The following is a 14762-nucleotide window of genomic DNA, read 5'->3' as shown; positions in this document are numbered from 1 at the left end:
TTTAAACAATTTTTTTTATCAAAATTCTTTTTTTTCTTATTTTTTATCAATATTTGACTAATTTTTATCATAATTTTTTTTAAAACAATATTTTAATTATTTTTTATCATAATTTTTTGTTTTAAGTTATATTTTTACGAATTTTATCAAATTTTAATTTTCTTTTAAGTAATTTTTACTTAAAGGAATTAAGTATTTTAAATTGATTTTTTATTAAAAAACGAATGATTTATAATATTTAAAAGTAAAAACTATTATTGGTAATTTATTATTTTTACTTTTTTTATTATATAGGAGATTAATATATGAGAGAATCTGATCCTAGTAAATGGAAAATTAAATTCGCAATACTTATGTTTATTTTAGCGGTTGTCATTTTCTTGGCTCGTTTTTTAATCTTTGGAGATGGGGAAGAGATTATTGCATATCTTTGGAAACATATAGGATTTATTCCAATAGATATCCTTATTGTAGCTCTTGTTCTTGAAGAGATTATGGGCAGAAAGGAACATGAGGCCATTCTTGAAAAGATAGATATGCTTATGGGCACATTCTTCTCTGAAATTGGAAATGATCTAATCAATGAGTTCAGCAATGTCAATGCTAATAAAATCTATACAGAAGACTTAAAGAATATCAGTTCATGGGATGACAAGGATTATGCAAATAAATTAAAAGAGTTAAAATCCAATCCTGTAGACTTTAAGGCTGAAGTGGCTACAGAAGATAGGGAAGAGTTCCTGTCAAAGGTTTATGAAATCTTGGTAAATAATAGGGAATTTTTAGTAAACTTAATCAATAACCCTAATTTACTTGAAAAGGATGAATTTTCATCTCTTTTACTTGCAATCTTACACTTGGATGAGGAACTTGCAAGAAGGGGAGACTTTTCAGACATTAAAGATGCTGATTTCAATCATTTGAATGGAGACATTAAAAGGGTTTATTCCAAATTGGTTTATGAATGGATTTATTACTTAAGATACTTGAATAAGCATTATCCTTATATGATTTCACTTGCTATCCGTACAAATCCATTTGACACCGAAGCAGATGTTCATGTGAGTGAATAATTTGTTTAAATTCTTTTTATTTCCTTTTTTTAATTTTTACTTTTTTATTTTAGTTTATTTTATTTTTTATTAATTTTTCTTAATTTTTATCTATTTTTTAAAGTTTTTTCTTAATTTTTATCTATTTTTTATAATTTTAATCCAGTTTTATAATTTTTTATTTTTTTTAAAATTTTTACTTATTTTATCAAGTTATTTTCTTGTCACTTTTGCATTTAATTTGATTTTTACTAATTTTCTAAAGTTTTTTCTTTTCATGTTTCTTAAACTATTTATATGAGTTTTTATAAAATTAACAATTGTTATATTTATTATTATTTTTAAAAAATATTTCATATTATACAAATAATTAAATATAATTTATTATAAAGATAATAATGTTGTTAAAAATAAACTAATTTAAGGTAATAACAAATAATCTTTTTTAAATTATTGTTCATTAAAAAAATAATAATTCTCATTTTAAAAATTATTATTTGTCAGGTATTGTAGAATCAGTGTGCTGAATTATTTTTGGGATAAAATTCAGTATTCTTAAAATTAAATAGGGACTTATATGAAACAAAAATCTGTTGGTAGAGTAGAAACCAAATATTTTACTATTGATGAGGATTTAAAATTAAGTTCAGGGAAAACCCTTAGCAATGTAGAACTTGCTTATGAAACTTATGGGGAGTTAAATTCCGCTAAATCTAATGCAATTCTCGTTTGTCATGCATTGACTGGAGATGCACATGCTGCAGGTTATCATGCTAACGATGCAAAACCAGGTTGGTGGGAGATTGTAATAGGTCCTGGCAAGGCATTGGATACAGATAAATACTTTGTTATATGTTCTAATGTTTTAGGAGGTTGTAAGGGATCCACCGGACCTGCTTCAATAAATCCTGAAACTGGAAAGGAATATGCTCTTGATTTTCCAATAGTTACCATAGAGGACATGGTTCATGCTCAAAAGAAACTTATTGAACATTTGGAAATTGAAAAATTACATGCGGTAGTTGGAGGTTCAATGGGTGGAATGCAGGCATTGCAATGGACTGTAAGCTATCCTACAATGATGGAAAAGGCAAGTATCATAGCTACAACTGCAAGATCATCACCTCAGCAAATCGCTTTCAATGAGGTTGGAAGGCAATCCATCATTTCAGATCCATTCTGGAATGAGGGAAAATACTATGGGGAAGATAGAACTCCTAGATCTGGACTTGCAGTGGCTCGTATGATAGGTCACATCACCTATTTAAGTGATGAATCAATGTATATCAAGTTTGGACGTGACCTGCAGGACAAGGACCAGTTAAGTTATGACTTTACCCTTGATTTTCAGGTTGAAAGTTACTTGCACCATCAAGGAGAATCCTTTGTAAAGCGTTTTGACGCAAACACTTACCTTTACATTACAAAGGCTGTTGATTACTTTGATTTGTCTCTTGAAGGTTCCCTTGCTGACGGTTTAAAAAGCATTCGCTCAAAGATACAGATTATTGCTGTAGACTCTGACTGGCTATATCCTGTTGACCAGAGCAAGGACCTTTTGACTGCACTTCAAACCAATGATGTTGAGGTAATCTACAATGAGGTCAAGTCCAATTACGGTCATGATGCATTTTTACTTGAAAACGGTCAAATGAACTTCCTTTTAGGCAATTTCCTTTCTGAAAACCTTGTTGAGGACTTAATGAAGAATGACATTCCTACAATTGACATTGATTCAAACATTAAGCATGCAGCTAATCTGATGTTTGACAATGAGGTTACACATATTCCTGTAGTGGATGACGATAATGTGCTTTTAGGTATTGTAACCGCTTGGGACTTGTCCAAGTCAATTGCTAAGGACATCACTGAATTGAGTGATGTAATGACTAAGGAAGTCAGATACTGTAAGGCCCATGATTCAATTGAGTATATTGCTCGGCAGATGAAGAAATATGACATTTCCTGTCTTCCTGTAGTTGATGACGACTTGTGCCTTGAGGGAATTATTACTACAGATCAAATTTCTCATTTGATTTCTAATTATTAATTCCAGCTTTTTCGCTGGCTTTCAGGTGCAAAAGCTGGAGAATCTTGTCTAAATTCTTTTCATTTTGGGCTTTTTAAGATAATTTCTTTTTTATTTGGACTTTAAATTCGGATTCTTTTTATTTGGATTTAAAGTTTTTTTCTTTTTTTATTTAAGTTTTTAAGATTATTTCTTTTTTATTTGGACTTTAAATTCAGATTCTTTTTATTTGGATTTAAAGTTTTTTTCTTTTTTTATTTGGACTTTAAATTCGGATTCTTTTTATTAGGATTTAAAGTTTTTATTCTTATTTTATTTGGACTTTAAACTTTATTTCTTTAATTCTGAATTCTTTTTTTCATTGACTTTCTTCCTTTTCTTAATTCTACTTATAATGGTTAAGTATTTTATATAAAAACAATAAAAAAATTATATGTTAAAAAGATTAAGGATAAATTAATATGGCTCAAACTCACGAATGGGATAGTTCTCTTTCATTTATATTTGCTATGATTGGGGCTGCTGTTGGTCTTGGAAACATTTGGCGTTTTAGTTATGTGCTTTATACCAATGGTGGAGGATCATTTTTCATTCCCTATTTTGTAGCAATCGCAATAATGGGAATTCCTTTTTTAATACTTGAATATGGAGTGGGATTCAGTTTTAAGGAATCCTTCTCCAATATAATGAAGAAAATCAATGGCAAGTATGAAATAATTGCCTGGATACTGGTTTTGTTTGTTTTTATTGTTGTGATTTATTATATGGTTATACTGAGTTGGGACTTGGTATACCTATTGACAAGTTTTACCTTTGGATGGGGAGCTGACACAGCGGCCTACTTTACAAATACAGTAGGGGGCAGCAGTGATTTGGCTTCTGCAGGATTTTTGCTTCTTCCAACCACAATCTGTGTAATACTTATGTGGATTGTATTGTGGTTTATTTCCCATAGGGATGTTGAGGAAGGTATTGGTAAGGTTTCAAAGGTCCTTATTCCTGCATTGTTTGTAATAATGGCCATCATCATTGTCTATGCATTGACACTCCCTGGTCACATGATTGGTATTGACTCATTGCTTAGGCCAAGATGGAATATGCTTCTTGATGTAAACATTTGGCTTGCAGCCTTTGCACAAATCATATTTTCATTAAGTATGGGTCAGGCAATTGCTTTGACATATGCAAGCTATCTTCCAAAGGCTTCCAAATTAACTGACAATGTACTTATTGTAGTTGCATCTAACTCCCTTTTTGAAATATGTACTGCATTTGGCGTATTTTCAATATTGGGATACATGTCTTTAAACTCTGGAATGGCTATGAACAAGCTTGTTACAGAGGGAACAGGTTTGGTATTCATTGTTTTCCCTATGATTTTCAATGTCATGGGCATAATGGGCAGAATCCTTGCTCCATTGTTATTCTTGGCAATTCTCTTTGCAGGAATCACTTCCGCTCTTGGTTTCCTTGAACCTATGCTTTCATCAAGCAGTGCCAAGTTTGGAATGACAAGGAAGAAAACAGCTACAATATTATGTATAATAGGCTGTGCATTTTCAGTGCTTCTGACAACTGGAATAAGCAGTTACCTGGTTGGAATAATTGATTCATTTGTAAATGAGTTTGGAATCCTTCTATTGATTGGAGTCCAATGTGTCATATTCGCTTGGGTTTATGGAATCGATCACTTCCTTCCTGCATTGAATGAATATTCAACTTTCAAGGTTGGAAAAATATGGAAATTAGTTTTAAAATACATATTGCCTATTGTGCTCTTTGTAATGTGGGCATATGGCATAATTCAATTGTTCATGAATGCAAGTCAGTTTGAAATAATTATTGATTCAATTATTATAGTTGCGGTTCTTGCATTTGGTTTTATTTTAACTAGATTAAAACCAAAAGGGGAAATTGAAGACTCTGAATAGTTTTTATTTCTCTTACTTCTTTTTTTATTTATTTTTTTAAATTTAAATTTTAATTCTTTGCTTCTTTTTTTAATTAGATTTTTCCTATTTTTTATTCATAATACTTTTTTTAGTTTTTTCTAAACTACGCTCATATAATCCTTATTTTACTAATTTTAAACCGTTTCCTTTGAGTTTCTAATTTTCCACTATGTATAGTGAAAGTGATGTATTTGTATAGTAAACTATTTTTTTAAAATTTTTATAAAACATCCTTTTATTAAAGAATTAGCTAATTATTTTAAAACTAAACCATTATGATGGTGAATACTCATGAGTAAAACAGAGAAAAAGGTAGACTCTTTTGTTGTCATTAATGACAATGATGAGTTTGAACTAGTAGGTGCTAAGATACTTGACCGCTACAGCATCAAGACAGACATGGATGAAACAGGAAGCAAGCAACTGAAAACAGACGGATGGATGTATGATGAATCATTGCTCGAACCATTATACGACCCGTATCAATTATGCGAACTCCTGGAATTGAACAGTTACCATGAAAGTTGTGTTGATGTAATCAGTCGTGATGCAGCAGGAATAAGCTACGACTTCGTACCAGTTACCGGTGAAAACGAAGATGATGCCACCAAACCGAAAATTACCACAATATTCCCAAAACTGGAAACCAAGATCAACAAGCTCCTCTATCATATGAACTATGACCGAAAAGCAACCGGCTATGGGGCATTGGAAATAATACGCGAAAACAAGTCCAAGTCCAGAATAGTCAACATAGCGCATATACCAAGCTACACCCTAAGACGTACAAGAGATGGGAAAAGAGCTGTTCAACGGGTAGCTGGAAAGGAAGTGTGGTTTGTATTATATGGGAAAAACTATGATGAGAACAATAAGAAATGTGATGTTCATGCAGACACAGGCAAATTCCACCCATATAACAGTTTAAAGCCTGAGGAAAAAGCAAATGAGTTATTATGGACTATGGATTACAATCCAAAAAGCCAATATTACGGTTTGCCCAAAATAATCGGAAGCATACCTACAATCTATGGGGACATGAGCCGTAACAATTACAACACCAGTTTCTTCAAGAACTATGGAATGCCTGCATTTGCAGTATTAGTAAGTGGGGATTTCTATGACTATGACGAAAAGCCTTACATTGAAGATGAAAACGGCAACAAAATACCTAACCCCGATTATGATGTTACAGAAACACTCAGATATAAGATTAGCCAACAATTGAAAGAAGTTATCAGGAACCCTCATAGTGCTATGGCAATCACAATACCTTCCGAAGGTGAAGAAGGGAACGTGGACATTAAGCTTCAGCCACTTAGTGTCGACACCAAGGAAGCTGGCTTCAGACTATACCGAAAAGATAACAGGGATGAAATACTGCATACCCACCGTGTGCCACCATACAAACTAGGAATTAATGAGAACGGTTCGCTTGGAGGATCCAATATCAGGGAAGCTACAGTGAATTACAAGAATGATGTGGTTGCCCCTATACGTGATGATGATGAGTTCATGATTAACAAAATCCTAAAGGATGACTTTGGAATAATCGATTGGGAATTCAAGATAATAGAACATGATAACCGTGACTATGCAGGAGACATAGCAATAATCAAGGAACTGTTCAATATGGCATCAATTACGCCAAGGCAGATAATTGAGAATATAGGTGACAAGTTTGGATTGACCGCACCGGATAATCCTTTCTTGGATGAGTATTATCTGAATGGTCAGCCATTGGATAATATATGGAATGATACTCCAGTCAGTGGCGAAGCAGATGAAATGCTTAGCAGTCTTGAGAATGACCTTTTAGGTGAGGCGGTTAGTCTTGATGAGTCAATTGTACAATCAGAGGGACACATTGGTGAGGATGTCATTGAAAGTGCATCAGTCAAAAAGGATATTAAGACTTTTAGACAAACAATCTCAGATGCGTTCCGCAGAAGAAAATAAACTGGAAAAAGACCTAAGACGATGGTTTAGCAAATTACAAAGAAAAATACAGAAACTCATTGACACTTATTATGAGGACGAACTGTTCTTCCTGCATGTAAACAAGGTTTACACCATAGTGGAAGATATGAAACCGGAATATCAAGCTATACTCTTGAAGCATGGCTTGACTCAATTCTACAATGCACGTGAAACTGCAACTACATTATACACTATTCAGCAGAAAAAGGTCAGTGCCAAGGCAAGCCTATATGAGCCTCAAATCATAAGGCAAGAGGATGTTGGTTTATTCCGCACCAATCCTCAAATCGAGGATAGCTTAAGGTATAACACTTTCCAAGCAAGCGACACTACACTTGCAAGGGTAAGTCAAAATATCACAAATAACTTGTCAGACAGTTACCATGAAGGGTTGGGAATAAATGATGCAGGCCGCAAGATAACTAAGGAATTTTCTAGTTTGAAAGGTTGGGAGTCAAGGCGTATAGCAAGGACTGAGATTAACACTGCTCAGAATGAAGGTGCATTCAGTGTTTATGATGAGCTTGGCGTTGAGTACCATATGTGGTGGACAGGACAAGACAATCGAGTAAGAGACAGTCATGCACCACTGCATGGGCATATCGTAGCAGTAGGAAATACCTTCAGCAACGGATTACTTTTTCCAGGTGATAAAAGCGGACCAATTAAGGAATGGATAAACTGCAGATGCACAAGCATTCCTTATATTATTCCATTAGGCAAGATGGCACCCCTTGGTTTGACCGAGTTTACAGAAGAACAATTGATAGATATTCCAGGTTACACTCCAATAACTGTTGAAGATGCCTTGAAAGGTTTTATTCCGGATGAAGATATCGAATTAATATCTTCTGAGTTGGCTAAGCATAAATTACAAACCGACAATGTAGGCAAGATGCTTAAGACAGACATGGATGAAACAGGAAGCAAACAACTGAAAAATATGGATGTTGATGGTTTTGATAAGTATGCTTTAACAGAACAAGAAACTAAACTGTATAAAGAATTAAAAAAATTAAAAGAAACAGGCTCCTTAAGGTTTCTGGATAAGAGAGCATTAAGGGACCTATCGGATAGAAAAGAGTTTAATGAACTTAGAAATAAAATACTGCTTCAAGGTGGAGATCCAAATGATGTGTTTTCATTAACCGGTGCTGAAGGAGTAAGGTATGAAAGATTATTCAAACAATTTAAAGATTGGGTCCCTAAAGGAAAAATCGAAGTAAAACCTATTGAAATTAATAAAAAAGATGTATTTAAAAAAGACGAATCATTTAAGTTAGATTCAAGAGAAAAAACAGTATTTAAAGAGTTAAAAAATAATAAAAGTTCTCTCAATGAAAAAGAAAAAAAATACCTTTTTGAATTAACGGATAAAAATTCTTTAAACACATTACATAAAAAGTTAATCAATGAAGGTTTAGATGATATAGACTCTAAAAATTATGTTACATTGTATTCTGAATATAAAACTAAATGGGATTTGCCAGATTTAGACATAAACCTGAAATTCACAACCGAGAAAAAATATTATTCTCGAGAACAAACTTATAAACAAGCAAAAGAGTTTAAATTAACTAAAAAAGAAAATGAGGAACTCTATAAACTTGAGAAAAAAGAATTATTAGGTCAAAAACTATCTTCCCAAGAATTAAAGAGGAAGGAACTCTTGCAAGCACAAGATGAATTTGCCTATCTCAATGCATTAAATAAAAAACATGGTGGATTAAATTACGAGGATTATACTAAATTTAAAAAATTATATAAGCAAGTGAAAACAAATATTAAAATAGATAAAAGGGTATTAGAACAACCATTGTCTAACTATAAATCAGAGATTCCTTTAGATAAAAATCCTAAAAATTTAAAGAAATTTAAAGGAACTAATGAGGAAGGTTTACTTCCTAATGGTGAAGAAATCATAGATTATTTCACTAAGGATGCTCGAGACATGACTGTTCGTGAGCAGCAAGTGGCTCATAGATGGTTAGGTCGTGACTATAAGGCATTCACTAACTTTGAAGTTGATTGTGACCGTGATGTTAAGAAGTTCGAGAAATGGATTTATGACATGGCAAAAGCCTACGAAAAAGACAATTCCTTAAAGTATTATAAATATTATTATAACGAGTGCACTAACAATCAGACAATAAAGATTAGTAAATCTCTTGCTAAAAAATTGGCTCGTAGCATTGCTCATGATGTTCCAGTATTGGATAATATTTTGAATAATCAACTGAAACAAGGCATTACATTATGGAGAGTTCAAGAAGATCATAATCTGTCTTCAATAGTTGTTGGGGATATTATGGATTTCCCTAATTTCCGTGCAGCGGCAATTTCAAAAGAAGGTGCATTATGGTTTAGTGCAACTAACGCCAAACATATGAAATATCTTATTCAGATTGAAGCACCAACAGGTACTCGTGGAGCATTTCTTGCACCTATTAAGCAAGGTACTTGGCATGCGCCTCCTGAAATTGGAGTTTCCCATCCATTACATGGTCAGAACTATGCACGAGAAATGGAGTTCTTGCTTAAAAAATGTAAAGTGGAACTAATTAAATTTGGTGGTAAACCGGTTAAAGGAGCAATGGGTGAAGATTTAATACCTATTAAATTAAGGGTGGTTGGATACAAATGAAACGAGCAGACTTCTTTAACCAGGATTATTTATTGCTTCATGCAGATGAAATAATTAATAATACCCGTGTGTTATTGCCTCAATGGGTTTTTGCGAGTATGGAATTTGATGATGATCCTAAATTTAGGGATATTTACCGTCGTATGTATCAGAAACATCTAGTAGAATCTGGTAATTGGTATATTTTTGGTCGTGGTGACCGTTGGATTGGTCCAAATGAAACTTGGGAGGAAGCGGAGTATCGTATTCTCCGAGAGTATTGTGAAGCTACTGGTCACTGGGACTTATTCATCTGGGAAGAAATAGGAGAATAAATTTATTAACTCTTTTTTCTTTTTCTTTTTCTTTTTTTATTTTTCAAATGCTCTCTCTCTCTAAAACTTTTTATACTATTTTTTATCTAATATTTTATTGTATAGTGTTATACATAAACCTAATATGTTTATGCTTTTCCAGGTTTTTCACCACATTTATATTATGGTGAAAAAAACTTATGGTCAACTCGTGACAAATCGTCACTTGTTGGCCTTTTTTTATTTAAAACTACTTTTTTATTTTTTACTAAACAAAGCATTATTCTTTCTTTGTTTCTTTTTTTGCTTGTTTTCCTTTGAGTTTCTAATTTTCCACTATGTATAATGAAGATACCAATTTATCTTCATAATTTTTTTTCACCAAAAAAAATTAATATCTTTTTTATTTAAAAATTAAAATGAATTTTGTAGGAAAAAAAACAACATTTTTGGAGAGTGCATTGCCATTATCAACATTATCGAAGAAACAAAGGAATACATCATAGTCACTAGTCCAGTTCTTGTACCTTACCAAAAGGATTGTGAATATGAATATGGAGAAAAACCATTGACAGAATCTGAGATTAAAGGTTTAGCTTCAGGATTCCTTGAATGGAGGATTGTTGATTTGGAGCATGAATTCCTATATAATAGCCGAGTAATAGGAACAGTTTTAGAATCACATGTTACTACAGAGCCTACAATAGTGAAATTCATTGATGGCACACCAAGAGAATATCCTACTGGCACATGGTTTGTTACAGTAAAAATTACAGACCAGGATGTGATTCAAGGAATTAAAAATGAACAGTATACTGGAGTTAGTGCAACAACAATAGAATGTAAGGATGCTGAAAAACTCAAGAAATTGTTAAATTCCAGTTTCAATGTCAGCACCAAATCAAGGATAAAAAGAATTCTCTAGTTTGAAAGGTTGGGAGTCAAGGCGTATAGCAAGGACTGAAATAAATTCCCCCCAAAATGAAGGTGCATTCAGTGTTTATGATGAGCTTGGCGTTGAGTACCATATGTGGTGGACAGGACAAGACAATCGAGTAAGAGACAGTCATGCACCACTGCATGGGCATATCGTAGCAGTAGGAAATACCTTCAGCAACGGATTACTCTTTCCAGGTGATAAAAGCGGACCAATTAAAGAATGGATAAACTGCAGATGCACAACTTTACCTTATATTATTCCATTAGGCAAGATGGCTCCACTAGGATTGCCGGAGTTTACAGAAGACCAACTGATAGACATTCCTGGTTATAGGCCAATTACTGTTGAGGATGCCTTGAATGGAGAATATCCATTAGAATATTATCAATCTGAGGGAGTGATAGATCAATATCGTATGGAATCTCCATATCGCCAGTTAAAGAATGCCATTACTGATGAATTGAAAGGTTTTATTCCAGATGAAGATATAGAATTAATATCTTCTGAGTTGGCTAAGCATAAATTGCAAACCGACAAGTTAAGATTCGAAACCATGTCTGCATGGGACAGTGAAGGCAAACAAGTCTTGAACAATTACACAGATTACATGGACACAAGAATCTTACACAATCCTGTTGAAGATATTTTTGAAGAAAAAGGATTCAAGTTAAGCATACACAACCATCCTCAAGGTCACTCCCCTATTCCAAGTAGCATAGATGTTAATAAAATGCTTAAAACAGAATACGGATTAACATCCACAACGGATAATGGATTAATAGTAATGAAACTGGAAAAAAGGGATGTCACTGATAACATTTCATTAAGAAATAGTATGATTGATTTCAACAATATTCTTAGAAGAGAATTTTTAGATGCAGAATCTGAATATTATAATAGAATCCAAAAAGCCTACCAATCAAAGAAAATCACAAAACAAGAAAAAGGCCTTGCACTAAACGGGAGATACCAAAAATTCTTAGTAAAAAATGTTGAAAGTTATAGTAAAGAATTAGATAAAAAACTTTCACATCATGGAATCAGAGTAAAATACATATCAAAAGACAATTTGCCAAAAATAGATAATTATAAACAAAAACAGAAATACACTATTTTAGACAATGAGAATAAACCTTTCAAAGAAGCCTATGGGACTCCGAGGTTTGAAGATAATCTTTCAGAGGATTCTAAATTTAAAAGATTAAGTAAATCTGGTGAGGAGTTATCTAAAGCACAAAATGTTAATACTTCAAAAACAGATATTAATTTAAATGAATTATTGGAAATTCCAGATTCTAAAAGATTACGTGAAGTTGGAAAGAAATTAAGCAAACGACAAAGAAAACAATATCAGAACCATCTTGTAGACTTAAAACGAAAAGTTTCAGAATATAAAACTTCTAATCCTACTAAACAAAAAGAATTAGAAAAGGATATTTTAAAACTTAAGTCTAAAATGGAGAAATTAGAATCATCAGGGCTTCGTGAACAAAATCGTCTTAATTTAAAGAAATACAAAGTGGAAGAATCTTCTTTTGAAGCGGATGATTCTAATAATTTTGAAAGTGTTTCAGAAAAAGGAAAACTAGAAAAGAGACAAATTGCATCACAACAATCCATTCAAATTTCTGAAAAAGAAATAGAAAGTGCTAATTGTTATTATGGTATTCACTCTATAGACATAAAAGGATATTTCCTTAATGATGTTGATTTCCGCGAGAGATATTGGTCTAAATCGAAAACTGGACGAAAAGAATATATTAAACAGATTAAGGAGTGGGTTAAAAATATAAATTCTCTTATGGAGAAAAGTGGTGGTTTAACTCAGGATACTGTTTTATGGTCCGGAAGGGAGGAAGAGATATTTTTAGATTTAGAACCTGGGAGTATAGCTCAATGGAAACACCCGGTTTCAACAAGTTATAAAAAATCTGTGGGGGATAACTTTCAATATGATGACAGGTATCTTGTAAAGATACTTGCACCTAAAGGAACGAAAGGAATAGCTGCTAATGACCCTCGTTTAGCAGGCCTTACAAGAGAACATGAGTTCACTTTACCACGGAACCAGAAATTTATGGTTAAAGAGATAGATCATACGAAAAAATATGTAACAATATTATTGATTGACTAAAAAAAGGAGTGTGTTTAATATGAGAGAAAATAAAGTGACCGAAAAAGATGTTATGGAATTAGTAAATTTTGACGGATACCTTCCAATCCTCCTTTTGTCTTGTATCTCTTTTAGTGGCTTCGCCAGTTATAGGATGTATTGTGATAATATAAAGGACAAAGGATTATGGGAACAAGTAGAGGAAAAACTATATTATTCCAGACATTATTCATTAGATGAACGTAAAGCAGAATTAATATCTTTTTTGAATGTTCATCCTCAGTTTTCTAAATTTTTTATTTGGGAACCTTATGAGAAACTTGTAGATCAAGTTGCTGTTCTAATGTTTGGGGATGAGTTGGCTGAACTGGATGATTTCGTGCCTCCTATATTTTTATCTATTTATTCCATGTTAAAAAGAAAAAGGTGGATAAATGAGAATGATAAGGTTGAGATAAAAAAAATTAATAAAGAGTATTTTAATGAAAGTATTTCTTTAGTGGAATCTTCACATGATAAATATCATATTTTTATTATGGAGACTATGTTGGAGTTTATTAGCAAATATCCTCGCTTTTCTCAATTGATTAAGGATTATTCTGCATTTAATGATATCTTGTACAAAATGAAATATTCAGAGATTCCTAATCATAAGGAAATAATTGGTTAACTTTATATATTAGTTGTAACAAAGTATTATATAAATTAAGTAGATAAGGAGGAGTAATTATTAGAGAGATTATGTGTGGGGAAGATAGTGTAGCTGGAATACTTTTCGTTCCTTTAAGTATTATTTTAGAGATGGACACTCCTGAAGATCGTGAGGATTCTATCAAGTACTATAAAGAACTTGATCCTGAGGGTTGGGAAGCATATGTAGAATGGTGTAAAGAGATGGAAGAATTCACTGGTGAAAAATATTATTATTAATCTAATTTCCTGGAAGGTGTTATTTAATTGAAAATCATTATTGAGAATGCTGATGAAAGTATTATAAAGATTGCTAAGCCCCATGGCAATAGCGCTAGGATAATTGTTCCTAAGAAATGGATTGGACGAGAGGTCCAGTTAGTATTATTATCTGAAGAGGAAGACAATTAATTTTTACTAAAAAAATGTAAAGTGGAACTTGTTAAATTTGGAGGCAAACCAGTTAAAGGAGCAATGGGTGAAGATTTAATACCACTAAAATTAAGGGTGAGAAAATGAATAGAAATGAAGTGGTGTATGATTATGATCATAATGGAGATTCCTTGTTCATATATTGTGCTGAACCTTATGATTATGAGGTTTCCCTTGAGTTAGATAATGATGTGATATTAGATTTAGATACTGAAGGTAAACCTGTAGCATTTGAATTTTTAAATGCTTCTAAAGTATTCCATATAGATAAATCTCATTTTAACAACCTTGTTAAAATTAGTGTTCATTCAGAGATTACTGAAGAGGCTATTAGTTTGAAAGTTCAGTTAATTGTCCTTGTTTGTAATAAGAATCAAGTGGTTGATGTTAATCGCATCACTAGTAATTTGAATCATATTCCTAATATGGCGACTGAATTGGTAACTGCTTATTAATTTTTTTAGGTTTTTTCAGTTTTTGAATAATCTTAATTTTTTTCTTTTTTTTCTAATTTTTTAATTAATTTTCTTAGTTCAAAATGTGACTTTTTGTAACTTGTTAGCCCTTTTTATTCATAACTACTTTTTTAGTTTTTTCTAAACTACGCTCATATAATCCTTATTTTACTAATTTTAAA

The 14762-nt window shown here is 32.3% G+C and carries 12 protein-coding genes; 11 read left to right on the top strand and 1 reads right to left on the bottom strand.

Annotated features, from left to right (window positions below):
* The first annotated feature begins 305 nt into the window (after positions 1-305).
* The 10 genes from Q0138_RS04630 (at position 306) to Q0138_RS04585 (ending at position 13933) form a co-directional block, all read left to right on the top strand.
* Positions 306-1073 carry a hypothetical protein gene (locus Q0138_RS04630; protein ID WP_297981548.1) on the top strand — a complete coding sequence of 256 codons (768 nt, stop codon included), beginning with the start codon at positions 306-308 and terminating at the stop codon, positions 1071-1073.
* A 556-nt stretch (positions 1074-1629) separates the two neighbouring features.
* A complete protein-coding gene (locus Q0138_RS04625; protein WP_297981546.1) occupies positions 1630-3102 on the top strand; it encodes a homoserine O-acetyltransferase in 1473 nt (490 codons plus the stop codon).
* 440 nt (positions 3103-3542) lie between these two features.
* Entirely contained in the window at positions 3543-5012 is a 1470-nt protein-coding gene (locus Q0138_RS04620) for a sodium-dependent transporter (protein WP_297981544.1), read from the top strand.
* 312 nt (positions 5013-5324) lie between these two features.
* Positions 5325-6992, top strand: coding sequence for a phage portal protein (locus Q0138_RS04615; protein WP_297981543.1), 1668 nt, complete (start codon positions 5325-5327; stop codon positions 6990-6992).
* Positions 6910-9657 carry a phage minor head protein gene (locus Q0138_RS04610; protein ID WP_346662267.1) on the top strand — a complete coding sequence of 916 codons (2748 nt, stop codon included), beginning with the start codon at positions 6910-6912 and terminating at the stop codon, positions 9655-9657. Before Q0138_RS04615 ends, Q0138_RS04610 begins: the two co-directional genes overlap by 83 nt.
* Before the next feature lie 143 nt (positions 9658-9800).
* A complete protein-coding gene (locus Q0138_RS04605; RefSeq protein ID WP_297981541.1) occupies positions 9801-9971 on the top strand; it encodes a hypothetical protein in 171 nt (56 codons plus the stop codon).
* Positions 9972-10395: 424 nt separating this feature from the next.
* Positions 10396-10875 (top strand): XkdF-like putative serine protease domain-containing protein, encoded by a 480-nt coding sequence (locus Q0138_RS04600; protein ID WP_346662266.1) that lies wholly within the window; start codon positions 10396-10398, stop codon positions 10873-10875.
* Position 10876: 1 nt separating this feature from the next.
* Positions 10877-13024 (top strand): phage minor head protein, encoded by a 2148-nt coding sequence (locus Q0138_RS04595; protein ID WP_297981539.1) that lies wholly within the window; start codon positions 10877-10879, stop codon positions 13022-13024.
* Positions 13025-13043: 19 nt separating this feature from the next.
* The gene (locus Q0138_RS04590; RefSeq protein ID WP_297981536.1) at positions 13044-13673 is read left to right on the top strand and encodes a hypothetical protein; all 630 of its coding nucleotides are present in this window, start codon (positions 13044-13046) and stop codon (positions 13671-13673) included.
* 71 nt (positions 13674-13744) lie between these two features.
* Positions 13745-13933, top strand: coding sequence for a hypothetical protein (locus Q0138_RS04585; protein ID WP_297981534.1), 189 nt, complete (start codon positions 13745-13747; stop codon positions 13931-13933).
* Between the two features lie 23 nt (positions 13934-13956).
* On the opposite strand, the gene Q0138_RS04580 is transcribed toward Q0138_RS04585, so the two are convergent.
* Positions 13957-14100 carry a hypothetical protein gene (locus Q0138_RS04580; RefSeq protein ID WP_297981531.1) on the bottom strand — a complete coding sequence of 48 codons (144 nt, stop codon included), beginning with the start codon at positions 14098-14100 and terminating at the stop codon, positions 13957-13959.
* A 108-nt stretch (positions 14101-14208) separates the two neighbouring features.
* Here Q0138_RS04580 and Q0138_RS04575 point away from each other — a divergent pair, with 108 nt between their 5' ends.
* Complete coding sequence (locus Q0138_RS04575; RefSeq protein ID WP_297981529.1) at positions 14209-14580, top strand: DUF2283 domain-containing protein; 372 nt, start codon at positions 14209-14211, stop codon at positions 14578-14580.
* The last annotated feature ends 182 nt before the right edge of the window (positions 14581-14762 follow it).

The organism is uncultured Methanobrevibacter sp. (assembly GCF_937906425.1).
Classification (GTDB): Archaea; Methanobacteriota; Methanobacteria; order Methanobacteriales; family Methanobacteriaceae; genus Methanobrevibacter.
The sequence above is the reverse complement of the archived record's forward strand: the minus strand, read 5'-3'. Positions and strand labels throughout refer to the sequence as shown.

What these genes read in the sequence shown, in the direction of transcription:
- Q0138_RS04630 (WP_297981548.1), top strand. Translation starts at nt 306, where the DNA reads ATGAGAGAATCTGATCCTAGTAAATGGAAAATTAAATTCGCAATACTT.
- Q0138_RS04625 (WP_297981546.1), top strand. Translation starts at nt 1,630, where the DNA reads ATGAAACAAAAATCTGTTGGTAGAGTAGAAACCAAATATTTTACTATT.
- Q0138_RS04620 (WP_297981544.1), top strand. Translation starts at nt 3,543, where the DNA reads ATGGCTCAAACTCACGAATGGGATAGTTCTCTTTCATTTATATTTGCT.
- Q0138_RS04615 (WP_297981543.1), top strand. Translation starts at nt 5,325, where the DNA reads ATGAGTAAAACAGAGAAAAAGGTAGACTCTTTTGTTGTCATTAATGAC.
- Q0138_RS04610 (WP_346662267.1), top strand. Translation starts at nt 6,910, where the DNA reads ATGTCATTGAAAGTGCATCAGTCAAAAAGGATATTAAGACTTTTAGAC.
- Q0138_RS04605 (WP_297981541.1), top strand. Translation starts at nt 9,801, where the DNA reads ATGTATCAGAAACATCTAGTAGAATCTGGTAATTGGTATATTTTTGGT.
- Q0138_RS04590 (WP_297981536.1), top strand. Translation starts at nt 13,044, where the DNA reads ATGAGAGAAAATAAAGTGACCGAAAAAGATGTTATGGAATTAGTAAAT.
- Q0138_RS04585 (WP_297981534.1), top strand. Translation starts at nt 13,745, where the DNA reads ATGTGTGGGGAAGATAGTGTAGCTGGAATACTTTTCGTTCCTTTAAGT.
- Q0138_RS04575 (WP_297981529.1), top strand. Translation starts at nt 14,209, where the DNA reads ATGAATAGAAATGAAGTGGTGTATGATTATGATCATAATGGAGATTCC.